Raw genomic sequence first — 14,472 nt, forward strand, 5'->3', positions numbered from 1 at the left:
TTTGCCGACAAATAGGGTACAAGTGTATTTAGCTGGGGAGTGATTGTGGGGAATGAAAGTACATAGTCGAATTAGTTTCTTGATAGCTGTATTATTGATGCTTCAAATAAGCCTCTCTGGATGGGCGGGGGATACGACTACCGTTCATGCTGCCTCAAGTGGACCTGTAGCTGTGGGCATGAGCCCAGCCGATAACGCAACGGGGATAACGCCTACGAGCGATTTGACACTAACGTTCGATGAAGCTGTAACAAGGGGGTCCGATTCGGCCACCATTACGATTTATAACTATAACACCAGTAATATTGTCGAAAGTATCCCAATGAACTCCGGCAAAATCAGACTCGATGCGACAAGCAGAGTAGTTACTATTAATCCGGATGCCGATCTGAATGTGAATACGGATTATTATGTACTGATTGATTACGGTGCTTTTGCCAATGTGTCTAACGGTGCTTATTATGCGGGAATATCCAGTGCTGCCGCTTGGAATTTCAGGACTGCGGCGGTTGTGGATACGACAGCTCCTTCGATTACGACTAAGTCACCAGATTCAGGTGCGACTCAAGTGTCCGTAGACAGTAAGGTTATTCTTCAATTCAGCGAACCGGTCTACGCGACTAGTGGCAGCGTGACTTTAAGCAGTCCTGCGGATACTAAAAATATTCCCGTAACCTCTAGCATGGTGCAAGGCAGCGGTACGAATAAGATTACGATCACGCCAGCTGCTTCTTTGGATTCGAATGCGGATTACACGGTTACGATTCCTCGAACAGCTTTTCAGGATGGTGCTGGCAATGCGCTAGAGACGGGAGGAGCTTCCTACGTAAGCTGGAGCTTCCATACGGATGTGGCCCCGCTTAATATCGTCTCCATTACACCGGCTGATAACGCCACTTCTGTATCTGTGTTAACGGATAAGCTGACCATGACCTTCGACCATAATGTGATGGCGGGTACGGAGAAATATATTGAGATTAAAGAGTTCAAGACCAATACGACTTTTGCCAAAATCAAAACAAGCTCTTCACAAGTCGTGCTTACAGGGGCGACGGCAACGATTACGCTGCCTTCCAGCCCGAGATTTAGCGCTAATACCTCTTACTATGTACTAGTAGATGCGGGAGCGTTCATTGAGACCGACTCCGGCAATAATTATCTGTTCCCAGGTATTTCGAATGCTTCGGCATGGAGTTTTACAACCGGGTATGGCAATGATACGACAAAACCTGCACTTCAGACTCTGTCACCATCACCTGGCGGAATTCTGACGGCAACAACGGGCAAGCTCGTCTTAACGTTCACAGAACCTGTATTCCAAGACAGCGGAACGATTGAGATTCGCACGGTTACAAGCGGCACCTTGTTCCGCTCCATCCCGGTTACATCAGGCCGGGTGTCCGGCGGCGGGACAGATACGATTACGATTGATGCGACAAGCAGCTATGGCAGTGAATCCGCTAAAGCTTTTGTTAATAATACAGCTTATTATGTGACATTTGGCGGCCGTGCTTTTAAAGACGGGGTAGGATTGTATTTTGACGGATTAACAAGCTCATCAAGCTGGAGATACACGGTTACGCAAGATAATGTGAAGCCGACCTTGGTGGCGACTTCTCCTGCTAATAATGCTATTTCGGTTGATACGAAAGCGACGTTATCGGCTACCTTCAGCGAAGCTGTTCAGCCTGGCAGCGGGCAGATTACCCTTCAATGTGTGAGCAGCACAAGTGGTACTTGCAACCCTCAGCAGATCGGAACATCGGTAAGCGTTGATCCGCAAAATAACAAGAAGCTGATCATTTCGCCGAATCAAGAGCTGCAGGCAAATGTTGTGTATTATGCGGTTATCGATCCGAACGCCGTAACAGATCTCGCGGGAAATGCTTTTAACGGGATTCAGAATGAGTATCAATGGACATTCAAGACACTTGGCGGCGATACGGCGGCTCCGACTGTCTCGAAGCTTGAAGCCAATGGGTCAACTATTGTGATGACCTATAATGAAGGCCTTATGGAAAATTCGATTCCAACCGCAGGCAGCTTCTATATTACAGTAGATGGGGCTTACCGCTCCGTTAATGGGATTTCGGTATCTGGATCTACAGTTACGTTATCCGTGTCCAGCACCATTGTAGATGGTCAGCAGGTGAAGCTTTCCTACACGAAGCCATCCACAGCAACATTGGGTATTCGTGACCTCTCAGGCAATCAAGCTGCGAGTCTAAATTCACAGACGGTTACAACGGCAGTGGATGTAACTAAGCCTTATTTGACCGGTGGTACGGCTGCAGGCGGTATCGTGACCCTGATCTTTTCAGAAAATCTGGCTACGCTCAGCACCTACGCCTATTCGCAGTTCAGTGTCTACGTTGGGGGCAATTACTACACGCCAACTTCTGTATACAGTTCAGGTAACAAAGTGATAATCGCTATTAATGCATCGATTGAATCCAGTTCCTATGTAAGTGTATCGTATACGGCTGGTTCTTATCCGGTGCAGGATGCGTCAGGTAATAAAGTAAACAACTTCAGCGGCTATTCTCTTACAAATTCGGTTGATACATCGGTACCAGCTTATCAATCGATTGAAGCTTATGGATCATCTATCATCATTACTTACAATAAAACGCTGGATTCCTCCAGAAGGCCATCAACCGGACAATACAGTGTTGTTGTTAATAATTCAGTTCGTAACGTAACACAAGTATCGGTATCGGGTGCTCAGGTATTCCTGACGGTAAGTCCTGAAATTACATCAGGTTCGACGGTTAGAGTGTCCTACTCGAAGTTATACACGTCTTTAGTCGATTTAGCAGGTAATGAGGCGGCTGCGTTCAGCAATGTATTGGCATCAGTAGCGAATGCGCCAATTACAGATAACGGATTATATGGAGCAGTTGCGAAAGGAACCAAGCTGACCTTGTCTTTCTGGAAAACACTCAGCACATCTTATGTTCCTTCATCCGCTTATTTCGCTGTTAAAGTAGATAATTCGTCCGACCCGGCGACCAATGTAACGATTAGCGGTAATACGGTTGTATTGACCCTATCAAGAGCGCCTAGTGTTGGCGATGCCGTTACCATTACTTATTATGCAACATCATCAAATAGCTTACGTACCACAGACGGCAGTATCATTGATAGCTTCACGAATGTTACTGTAGCGAACCAAACGACCCTTATTGACTCTCTGCCAGGTAATTATGAGGAGGCAGATGGGGGCGGCATCGGACTTACGGCTTCTATGGCCACTACGACCTCGGATATCTCTCCAGGGGGATACAGCACCTCACGGTATACCGTGTCGGCAGATAAGCTGACGACAGCTTATACTGCAGGTAAGGGAGCCGGCATCAGCAATCTGCGTGTCGTGTTTGAAGTTCCAAGCTCAGAGAGGGCAGGCATTGTTGCTGTTCCGCTCACAGCTCTAGAAAGTGCTTATCGCTTAAGTTCAAGCGCATCATTTGCCGTGCAGTACGGTTCGCTTGTCTATGAGATACCGCTGAATGCCTTAGTGTTCAAAAATTTAGCTTCCTTAGTTGGTTCAAGCTACACAACAGGGAACTTGCTGATTGAGATGGAAAGAGGCAATACATCAATGACAAGCTCGCTAACCTCGGCGATTAGTAAGGCAGGGGCATCATTGTTGTCGACACCTGTTGTATTCGAAGCATCCGTTGTGAACGGAAATAATCAGGTAACAATTCCTGAATTCGGCGGTTACGTAAAACGCAGCTTCGAATCGACTACTTCTATTAATGCAACGAACAGCGCTGTTGTCTGGCTGGATCCGCAAACCGGCAAGCTGTCATATGTGCCAACGACCTTCTCGACCAGCAACGGTTCGACGGTTGTATCGTTCAAGCGAAAAGGCAACAGTGCCTACGCGCTAGTCAGCGGCTCTTCGAAATTTACGGATATCAGCTCGCACTGGGCGGGTTCCACGATTAAAATGCTAGCAAACAAGTTCATTATCGAAGGCCGATCGGGATCAACAACGAAGTTTGATCCACAAAGCTCGATTACCCGGGCGGAGTTCGCTTCTTACATCGTGCGTGGACTAGGACTGTCCGGCAGCCGGAGCGACGCGGCGAAGTATAAGGACGTAACAGCAGGGACCGTGACGGCTGCTTACATCGGAGCAGCGTCCAAGGCGGGAATCGTAACAGGTAATACCGACGGTACCTTTAAGCCAAACAGCCCGATTACCCGTCAAGAGATGGCGGTCATGATGTCCCGTGCGGCAAAAGCAGCGGCGGTGACCATTTCTCTGCCGTCATCCGAATCATCGTATCTGTCGAAATTCAGCGACCGGACCAAGGTGGCATCCTGGGCAAAAACCGATCTAGCCAAAGCCGTATACATCGGCGTCATCACCGGCCAGACCGCCACCACCTTCGGCCCAACCAAAAACGCTACTCGCGCCGAAGCAATCGTAATGATCAAACGTTTGCTAGAGTACGTAAATCTGTTAGAGTAACTACCTCTTACTAGAAAGCCCCTGCTCAGCGACTAAGTCGCTGAGCAGGGGCTTTTGTTTGAACGCTGCAGGTCAATAGCGGGCGGTAGTAGAACTCCCTGTTAAAAGAGATCCAGTAGTCCGGTCAAGGTCCCCCAGGGAACCTGACCAGCCAAACTAGCCATGCTCTTCTTGCACATAGGGTCCCTCAGGGACCTTAACTCCCACGCACTAGTCCAAATCGATGCTCAACTTTGCTCAATTAGTTACGTTAAGGTCCCTCAGGGACTTTAACCACCGAACTAGCTATGCTTTTTTCGCACTTAGGTTCCCTTAGGGACCTTAACTCCCACGCAACAGTCCAAATCGACGCTCAACTTTGCTTATTCAATTACGTTAAGGTCCCCGAGGGATCTTAACCAGCCAACTAGCCAGGCTCTTCTCGCACTTAAGGTCCATTAGGGACCTTAACGCCCATGCACTAGTCCAAATCGACGCTCATATTTACTCATTCAGTTACGTTAAGGTCCGCGAGGGACCTTAACGCTAAACTAGCTACTCATTTCTAGCTCTTAAGGTCCCTCAGGGACCTTAATGCTGCAGTACTATGGTTCTGGGTCATCAGTGGGCGGCACTAGGCCCACGCGATGACCTACTTCTTTCTGTCCACCCCCAGGTGCTGGCGGATGGGGTGCGGGGCAAGAAGGGGCGGAGAGGGAAGGTCATTCTGGAGAAACGGAGTGCTCGCCTTTGCAGCTGAATTCTAACGATAGCAACGTTAAAAAATTCAAAGAATTCAGCTGCAACAGCGATCGGAAGAATGACCTTTCCTCGCAGCCCTGCCTTTCCCCCTCTACCATTCATCCACCAGCACTCCCCACCACCAATTATTAAGAATTTTTTATAGACGGAACTTTTCCGACACTCGAGTAGTCTATAATGAGTAGATTAATAGATTAGGAGAGTTGCTATACAATGAGTAAGGTACGTAACAACAATGTCCGGCAGACGGGAAGCTTGGGTAAAAAAATTGCAGTTGTAGTTATCGGTGGTACACTGCTCGCACAGCCAGTCTCGTCAGCACTTTCTTTTGAATGGAACCCATTGCAGATCGGAACGGTGGAAGCTGCAACTGCAGAACCATCCCTTAAGCTTCTTCAGCAGTCGTATATTACGGCAGGCGCACAACGTATGGACTATTTGTGGAAAACGACACGCAGCGGCAAAGCAGCACAAGCGAATGTCCATGTCATCGAAGTAGATCTATCTAATCCTTATGTAAATGTGAACGTCATGAGCGGCAAAAATAATACCGTAGGTAAACTGAATACGGTTATGAATATGACCAAAGAAAACGGCGCTGTCGCAGGCATTAACGCCGATGTTTTCGTAACCACGACCGAAGGCTCGCCAATGGGCGCGCAGGTAACTAGCGGAACGTTGATGACAAGCCCGATGCAAATCAAGGGCATGTACGCTTTTGCGGTGACCAAAGATCGTAAGCCAGTCATCGACAGCTACACTTTTGACGGGAAGGTTACGTCTGCAGACGGCTCAAGCTTTGTCTTGGCTGGTCTCAATCAGTCTGCTTATATGCCTGAAGGTGGTACATCAAACTACAGTCACGCTAATACTCTCTATATCTACAATAGCGCTTGGGGCGGTGCAGAGCGGCCTAAGAACTCTTCTGCGACGCCAACGGAAGCATTAGTAGTTAACGGGGTCGTTCAGGAGATTTCGGACGGTAAGCCGCTGACAACAGCAATTCCGACTGACGGATATATCCTTCGTGGGCACGGTACTGCTGCGAAATACATCATGGAGCATCTACAAGTCGGCCAAGCCGTAACGTCAGATTACTCACTCGTGTCTCAGACCTCTGGTCAAAAGGTTGATCCTACAAGCTTTGAAATGCTGGTAGGCGGACATACGATACTCGTCAATAACGGTGCGGCTGCGACATTCTCCCGTGATATTACAGGCGTAAGCGGCTCTTCCTATGTATCCCGTTCGGCAGTAGGCTACTCGAAGGACGGCACGAAGGTCTACCTGATTACAAGCGAAGACTACGGCGACAGCACTGGCCTGAACCTTAAAGAACTTCAGCAGGTTATGGTGAAGCTTGGCGTCTATAAAGGGATTAACCTTGATGGCGGCGGTTCAACAACGATGATTGAGCGTCCGCTTGGGGAAACATCACTTCGCCTTGCGCATTCCACGCAATATAATACGACGCAGCGCAGCATTTCCAATTCGATTGGGGTGTTCACGACTGCACCACAGGGCAATCTGAAGGGGATTACGGTCAGCGGCTCCAACGTGCTGTTTATTGGACAGAGCACCAGCTTCTCTGTAAAAGGCTATGACAGCTACTACAACCCTTATACAGTAGACGGGGCGAACGCTACTTGGAGCAGCTCTACGGCTGGCATAGGCGCGTTTAACGGCAATACGTTTACCGCTACTAAGGCAGGTTCAACGAAGATTACTGTTAAATCTGGGGCAGTTACAGCCAATTACCCGGTTGAAGTAATCGGTCAGGATCAAATTGCTGAGCTGAAGCTCGACACGGCAGCTGGCCTATTGTCGAAAGGGGCAACAGTATCAATCCCTGTCAAAATAACGCTGAAAAACGGTAAAACCTATAAATTGTCCGGAGATTCGCTGAAATGGGAATTCATCGGCTTTACAGCAGCGACTAGCGGAGATACCCTGACAGTTGGTTCTGTAACCTCTGGTACGAAGACAGGTTATGCGATTGGACGCTATGATGGTTTTCCAACGATGATTCCGTTCACGCAAGGCGGCTCGGAGAAGACGCTTGAGACTTTCGAAAGTGTCGGCTACGGCATTAACCCACAAGTGACTCCTGCTACAACAACGGGAAGTGTGAAGCTTGTGACGGATCTGCCAGGTCAAACGTCCGGGAAGGCATTGAGCATTTCCTATGACTTTAGTGCCGGAACCGGTACCAAAGCGGTATATGCCCAGTTCAATGGCAGCTCCGGCAAATCGATCGATGGTTCACCGATTTCCATGACAGTGGATGTATATGGTGATAAAAGCTTGAACTGGCTGCGTGCCGAGTTTATCGATGCGAATGGCGCCGTCCATTTGGTTGATCTTGCAAAACAGCTGGATTGGTCCGGCTTGAAATCAGTCAAAGCCGACTTGTCGGCTAAAGGCATGGCTTATCCTGTTAAGCTGAAGCGCATTTATGTGGTAACCACACCGGATGGGCAGGACGAGCGTGCAGCTACGGGAACAGTAGGCATTGATAACATTAAGCTTCAGTATGCTGCGTCAGCAACGACTCCGACAGCTCGTCATATCGAAATGACAATCGGTAAGAAAGCCGCAGTGTCTAACGGCGAATCCATCGCTATGGAGGTTGCGCCTTTCGAGACAGGTGGTACGACTTATGTACCTATTCGTTTTGTAACCGATGCGATGGGGGCTACCTTAAAATGGGACAATAAGCTCAATCGCGTAACGGTAATTAATGGATCGAAGATGCTTGAGATGGTAATTGGGAAAAAGGAAATGAATATCAATGGCGCGCTTTTCGAGACGGAAGTGGCTCCAATAATCAAGAATGGGCGTACGCTTATTCCGATTCGGTTATTCTCTGAAAAGCTGGGTCTAAAGGTCACCTATGACAGCAAGACGAAAAAGATTGCCATCGATTAAGTGTGGACGAGCGGTTGTAAATGTGTGTTATGATAGGGGGGAATAGCCTTCTACAAGGTGAAACTGCTTGTCGTACTTTGGTAGCGGGAGCGTTTCATCCGGAGAATTCTAAGCGCTATTTATAAGATGAAACTTATATATTCTTAGAATTTGAGAAAGGTTGCCGATTGTTTTGGACCAGCACATTGTCGATATTAATAAAGTAATTACTAATGCGATCTCCGTTATGGAGGACAGTAAACTTCAAATTTACGAAATATGCGAATCAGCGCGCCAGGAGCTTGAATCACTTGGCCAGGAGCTTGAGATCGTGTTAGCGGAAACGATAACGACGATTGAGAGAGTTGACCAGCTTGAACAGGACTATCGGCGTGCCCGTATCCGGCTGACTGAAGTCAGCAAGGATTTTGTTCGATATAAAGAAGAGGACATCAAAACCGCCTATGAAAAAGCAACACAAATCCAGCTCGACCTGATGGTCTATCGCGAGAAAGAAGCGTATTTGAAAACGCGGCGCGATGATCTGCAGAAGCGGGTCCGGAATGTGGAGAAGTCTATTGAACGGGCGGAGACGATTGCCTCTCAGATTAATGTTGTCCTTCAATACTTGTCTGGTGATTTGAACCAGGTAACACGTATTCTGGAGACAGCGAAGAACAGACAGATGATGGGACTCAAGATCATCGTCGCGCAGGAGGAAGAACGGAAACGGATTTCGCGAGAAATTCATGATGGACCGGCTCAATCCCTTGCCAATATTGTTCTTCGCACGGAAATTGCAGAAAGAATGCTGCTGAAGAAGGAATTTCAGTTGGTGCAGGACGAATTAGTAGATTTGAAGGGGCAGGTTCGTTCCGGATTGGAAGAGATTCGTAAAATTATTTTCAATCTGCGTCCGATGGCCCTGGATGATCTGGGTCTTGTACCTGCACTACGTAAGTTCGCTCATGATTTCGAAGATAAGACGAAGATCCGTACGATCTTCGAGCTTAACGGCAAAGAAGTCAGAATGCCGTCGGCCATGGAAGCTGCGGTGTACCGGCTCGTTCAGGAAGCGTTTACCAATGCGCACAAGCATGCTAGAGCATCCTTTGTCACGCTGGAGGTTGCTTTTTCGACAGAGACGGTCACGGTTATTATCGTGGATAACGGTATTGGATTCCAGAGCGAACAAACGGAAAACCATGCGCAGGATAACTCCCATTTTGGCTTGATAGGCATGCGTGAGCGTGTAGATCTTCTTGAAGGGAGGATGGAAATCGACTCAAAAATAGGACACGGGACGAAGATTATAGTTCATATCCCAATTTCAGTAGAGAGTAGAAAGGAGTAAGATGACGTATGAACCAGGCAGCGCCGGGAACAAAGCAAAAAATTAAAGTATTGTTAGCCGACGATCACCAACTTTTCCGCGAGGGGCTTAAACGGATCTTAAACATGGAAGACGATCTAGAGGTAATTGGGGAATGTGGGGACGGCATTCAAGTGCTCGAATTCTGCAATCACACTATTCCAGAGATCGTACTCATGGATATCAACATGCCTATCGAGAACGGTGTAGTTACGACAGAGCGTTTGAAGACGATTTTTCCAGATGTGAAGGTTATTATCTTATCCATTCATGATGACGAAAGCTATGTATTCGAGACACTCCGCAAAGGGGCTACCGGTTACTTGCTGAAAGATATGGAAGCAGAGTCACTTATCAACGCGATTCGTTCCGTAGTGAACGGTCATGCATATATCCATCCCAAGGTGACAGGCAAGCTGATTAATCAACTTCGCCGTATGACGTACTTGGACGACATGGGCGTTATTTCCGGAGCTGCAGCAGGCATGGAACCAGGCGTGAAATTTGTAGCAGGTGAAGACAATCCACTGACTCGCCGGGAGGCAGAAGTACTACGTCTCATGGCTGAAGGCAAAAGTAACAAGATGATTGGTGAGTATTTGTTCATTAGTGAAAAAACAGTTAAAAACCATGTAAGCAGCATTTTGCAAAAGATGGAGGTTGACGACCGTACACAAGCGGTTATTCAATCCATCAAGTTTGGCTGGGTAACGCTGTAGCCGGGCATTAGGTGCGCGGCTCTAGCGCGCAGGAGGCGAGGGGCTCGATCGAGGGCAGACCAAAGCTGCATGCGAGAGGCAGAAACTGGGTGAAGAGCGGCCCGCCATCAGGCGGCCCAAAGTCATAGCAGGTCTGGTTACAGGTACATAATAGAGTCCCGTGTCGTAGACGCGGGATTTTTTTGTGTTTGGGGGAGTGGGGAGGGAAGGACGAGGGGGTGAGTTGGGATAAGGCCCTGCGAGGGTCTTATTGGTGGGCAAAAGGTGGTCAAACGCGGGGGAATGGTGAGTACGAGGTGAGATAAGACCCTGCGAGGGTCTTATGCGGTAGTAGAGTAGCTAGTTTTGGGGCAATAAGACCCTGGCAGGGTCTTATCAGTGAGCAAAAGGCGGCTGGATGCGGAGAAATGGTGAGTACGAGGTGAGATAAGACCCTGCGAGGGTCTTATGCGGTAGTAGAGTAGCTAGTTTTGGGGTAATAAGACCCTGGCAGGGTCCTATCAGTGAGCAAAAGGCGGTTGGATGCGGTGAAATGGCTAGTGCGAGGTGAGATAAGACCCTGCGAGGGTCTTATGCGGTAGTAGAGTAGCTAGTTTTGGGGCAATAAGACCCTGGCAGGGTCTTATTGATGAGCAAAAGGCGGTTGGATGCGGAGAAATGGTGAGTACGAGGTGAGATAAGATCCTGCGAGGGTCTTATGTGGAAGTAGAGTAGCTAGTTTTGGGTCAATAAGACCCTGGCAGGGTCTTATTGAATATGATGAATGGGGACTAATTTGAAATGGATGTAATGATAGGTAGTTTATAAGCTCGGACGCGGTGATCAGTGACTTTTGCAGGCTGCAGATGACGTTGTTCTACCATTTCCATCAGTAGTTTACGGGCATACTTTGTGCTAACGTTCAACAGTAAGCTGATATCTTTAGGAGTAGTCGGCTTTCGGAAGAGGTTCATGTATCGAAGGATCTCCTTCTGCTCAAGAGTTAGGTCGGTGTCTGGCTTTAGGCTGTAGAGCTTGCCGAAGAGCTGTTGGATGAATTGTTGGCATTGGCGCGGTTTGCTCTTGACGTCGTCATAGGAGAAACGGATCACGATCCATCCATCTAGGATGAGATGATTCTGCCTCATCAGGCTGTCGGCGAATTGCCTCCGATCGGCATCACGGCAATGAGGGCCGTAGCCGTCGATCTCGATACAGAGTTTGTGGGGCTCACGTATATAGGCATAATCCAGAAACCGCTGCCCATCTTTGTAATCACTTGCCTCGTACTCACCGTGCAAATGCTCGAATTGTCCAATTGCCGGCCACCAAACATTTTTGAGGAATAAATCCTCGGCATGACGTTCCTCCTCCAATCTTCGTTTGCGTTCGCTGCTGCTGGATGCAAACTGTGCTTTTAACCATTCTTCGTATTGAGCTTCGAACATTGCTAACTCACTCCTTATAGAAAATAAAAAAAAAGCACACGGCTCTCCCGTTAGAAATGGGATAAGAGCGGTGTGCTTCACACGCGTTTTTGTATTGTATTTATTTTACATCAGGTGAAAAGACCTGTCGATCGCACATTTTGTCCTCCTTGTCCATATGGCCGGAACCACTGGGCGCATAACGGCATATATTGTCACAAAGAGGAGGTGGCCGACCTGATTGCGATTTTACTTCTTGTGATTGGTTGTTATGCTTTGGCCGCCGCATCGGTGCATGTGGCTTATAGGCTTCGGCGAGGCAAGACTCGTGAAAGTAAGCATTATGTTCTTGTTGCTCATGATCAGCATATGAAGATGGAAATGTTTATTCGCCAGTTTTCAGCGTATTCACGCCGAATGGGGACGGATGTTCATTTAACCGTTGTAGATGGTCACTCTGCAGAACAGACTGCAGAAATCGTCGAAAGGCTCCGTGAAGGTAACCGGAATATAACGGTTTATGCGGATGCAGGTTTAAATGATCGAAAGCGCTCTCAATCAGAGAACCCTTCAGCAGAACTGATGTGGACGTTACGGAGCGAAGGAATTGTGAGCAGGCCTGACCAGGCTATTCTCGTAGATTTGCAGAATCCTTCAGATTTGTCGAAAATGCCATTTTGAGCTATAATGGAAATCAATTGAAAGCACGGAGTGAAGCACACCCCGATGATGCGATAAGCGTCATTGAGGTGTGCTTTTTTTGCGTGCGGGAGAGGCGGGGACTGGTGAAGGCTAATGTGTATCTCATCCATATTGCAGGGCAATGGTTCGCTCAAATGACTATTAATCCCGAAGTTGATAGGGAGTTTTGGATGGAGGAGGGGCTGGCAGAAGCGTCGTTACGCGCTCATAGAGAGCTAGGTATAAGGAGGGAGCAGAGTGAAAGGAGTAAAGCAGTAGAGTTTAGATTAGGAGCGGAAAAAGCGGAGGCTGGTGTGCTATGGAGTGAAGCTATGCCTCTAGGGGATGCCATACGTAGTGTGCAGCTGTGGGAGGAAGCTAGGGCTGAGTGGGGAAGTACGATGGAAGGGCCGCTCGCTTTGCTTGCGGCCTGCATCGAGCAGGCGCGCCGCGAAGCGGCCGGCGCGCCACTAGGGCGCCCGGGACCGCAGGCTGCTGGCGATGCCAGCCTGCTTGCCCGGCGCTGGGCGCGAGCCGCCGCTGACGCGGGCGGCTCTAGCCCTGGCCCCGCGCGCGCAGCTGCTCGCGCGCGGGAGGCCTTGGCGGCAGCTGCGCTGCTGGCCGCCAAGGCCATGCAGGGCCGTGCGCTGCTTCGCAGCGAAGCGCACGCCCTGCTTGATGGCGCCGCCGCAGATATCGGCGGCGCACTGCAGTTAGCGCAGCTGCTAAGCTGGCTGCGCCTCACAGGCGCTGTCGCCGCCGAGAGCGGCCGGCGGCGACAGCGCGAGTGCCGCTGCATGCGATGCGGCAGCAGCGAAGCGCACATGCACCGCACGGCTTGCGCAGCGTGCGGGCGCATGTGCGCCTACTGCTCGGCATGCCTCACGATGGGGCGCAGCCGCGAATGCGAGCTGCTCGTGCTGGGCATGCCAGCCCCACAGCTGCCGGCCAGCTCCATCCCGGCCGACCTGCCCAAATGGCAGCTCAGCCCAGCGCAAGCTGCGGCCACTGAGTCAGCGCTTCGTTTTATCGAAGCGCCACAACAGCAGCAGCACCAAAGGGAATTTCTCCTATGGGCGGTCACCGGAGCTGGCAAGACCGAAATGATTTTTCCACTTGTTGAATCCGTTCTCGTACGCGGCGGCAAAGCTTTAATTGCAACTCCGCGCCGGGATGTCGTAATCGAGCTTGACCCGCGTATAAAACGAGCCTTTCCCAAAGCTAGGGTTGTCACCTTATATGGCGGCAGCGAGCAGCGCTGGGAAGCGGGAGAGATTACGCTGGCGACGACCCATCAACTGATGCGATTCTATCAATCTTTTGACTTGGTCATTATAGATGAGCTGGATGCCTTTCCTTACCACGGTGATCCGATGTTGCATTATGCAGCAGATAAAAGCTGTGCCCCTCACGGACCAAAGCTGCTGCTCTCTGCCACGCCGCCAGTGGAGCTTCAACGCAGAGCGAGAAGAGGCGAACTGCCTCATGCGAGGGTGCCTGTTCGTTATCATCGTCATCCACTGCCGGTGCCAAGGCTGCTTCGGACGCCATCTGTCGCCAAACTTCTACAGACTAAGTCTTTGCCAAGAACACTGCTTACAGCTCTACACCACTCTCTGGAACGTGGTGCCCAACTGTTTATTTTTGTCCAGCGCATCGTACAGGTTGAACCAATGGCCAAGCTGCTGCGTGCAGTATTGAAGATCGCTGCTATTGAAGGAACTTCGTCACAAGATCCTCATCGAGCAGATAAGGTAAGCCGGTTCCGCACAAGTGAGATTCAAGTGCTCGTAACAACGACCATCCTGGAGCGAGGGGTAACGATACCACGCAGTGATGTATATATCCTGGATGCAGACGGTCGTTTGTTCGACGAGGCTTCCCTTGTCCAGATGGCAGGCAGAGCGGGGAGATCTGGGGATGACCCTAATGGTCATGTCTTCTTTTGCGGCAGGGAACGTACCCGATCCCAAATAGCAGCTGTCCGCCATATTCGTGGAATGAACCGTATCGCAGGCAAACGAGGGTATATGATTCACACCGAGAATTCCCGAACATGGTTGGGTAGATGGCTCAAGCAGCGAAACCCAATCGTCAAAAAGGGATGAATACACCCCACAATATCACTGCATTATTAATTATATAGCTCTTCTACCCTACTCA

General features: G+C 49.5%; 7 protein-coding genes. 6 read left to right on the forward strand and 1 reads right to left on the reverse strand.

What is annotated here, in order from left to right; genetic code table 11:
• Window positions 1-52: 52 nt before the first annotated feature.
• From AC0YNT_RS10475 to AC0YNT_RS10490, 4 genes are all read left to right on the forward strand, one after another.
• Window positions 53-4,483, forward strand: a complete 4,431-nt coding sequence (locus AC0YNT_RS10475; protein ID WP_475804499.1) for an Ig-like domain-containing protein — start codon at window positions 53-55, stop codon at window positions 4,481-4,483.
• A 954-nt stretch (window positions 4,484-5,437) separates the two neighbouring features.
• Window positions 5,438-8,152 carry a stalk domain-containing protein gene (locus tag AC0YNT_RS10480; protein ID WP_475804500.1) on the forward strand — a complete coding sequence of 905 codons (2,715 nt, stop codon included), beginning with the start codon at window positions 5,438-5,440 and terminating at the stop codon, window positions 8,150-8,152.
• A gap of 172 nt (window positions 8,153-8,324) precedes the next feature.
• Window positions 8,325-9,485, forward strand: a complete 1,161-nt coding sequence (locus tag AC0YNT_RS10485; RefSeq protein ID WP_475804501.1) for a sensor histidine kinase — start codon at window positions 8,325-8,327, stop codon at window positions 9,483-9,485.
• Window positions 9,486-9,493: 8 nt separating this feature from the next.
• Window positions 9,494-10,222 carry a response regulator gene (locus AC0YNT_RS10490; protein ID WP_167280950.1) on the forward strand — a complete coding sequence of 243 codons (729 nt, stop codon included), beginning with the start codon at window positions 9,494-9,496 and terminating at the stop codon, window positions 10,220-10,222.
• 770 nt (window positions 10,223-10,992) lie between these two features.
• Here AC0YNT_RS10490 and AC0YNT_RS10495 read toward each other — a convergent pair.
• On the reverse strand, window positions 10,993-11,649 hold the full coding sequence (locus AC0YNT_RS10495; protein WP_475804502.1) for a DNA-binding response regulator: 657 nt from the start codon (window positions 11,647-11,649) through the stop codon (window positions 10,993-10,995).
• Between the two features lie 207 nt (window positions 11,650-11,856).
• On the opposite strand from AC0YNT_RS10495, the gene AC0YNT_RS10500 reads away from it, so the two are divergent.
• Window positions 11,857-12,309 (forward strand): hypothetical protein, encoded by a 453-nt coding sequence (locus AC0YNT_RS10500; protein ID WP_475804503.1) that lies wholly within the window; start codon window positions 11,857-11,859, stop codon window positions 12,307-12,309.
• A gap of 104 nt (window positions 12,310-12,413) precedes the next feature.
• Entirely contained in the window at window positions 12,414-14,417 is a 2,004-nt protein-coding gene (locus AC0YNT_RS10505; RefSeq protein ID WP_475804504.1) for an ATP-dependent helicase ComFA, read from the forward strand.
• Window positions 14,418-14,472: the final 55 nt, after the last annotated feature.

It is taken from the genome of Paenibacillus sp. J22R56 (assembly GCF_056269375.1).

What these genes read in the sequence shown, in the direction of transcription:
- AC0YNT_RS10490 (WP_167280950.1), top strand. Translation starts at nt 9,494, where the DNA reads ATGAACCAGGCAGCGCCGGGAACAAAGCAAAAAATTAAAGTATTGTTA.
- AC0YNT_RS10480 (WP_475804500.1), top strand. Translation starts at nt 5,438, where the DNA reads ATGAGTAAGGTACGTAACAACAATGTCCGGCAGACGGGAAGCTTGGGT.
- AC0YNT_RS10495 (WP_475804502.1), bottom strand. Translation starts at nt 11,649, where the DNA reads ATGTTCGAAGCTCAATACGAAGAATGGTTAAAAGCACAGTTTGCATCC.
- AC0YNT_RS10475 (WP_475804499.1), top strand. Translation starts at nt 53, where the DNA reads ATGAAAGTACATAGTCGAATTAGTTTCTTGATAGCTGTATTATTGATG.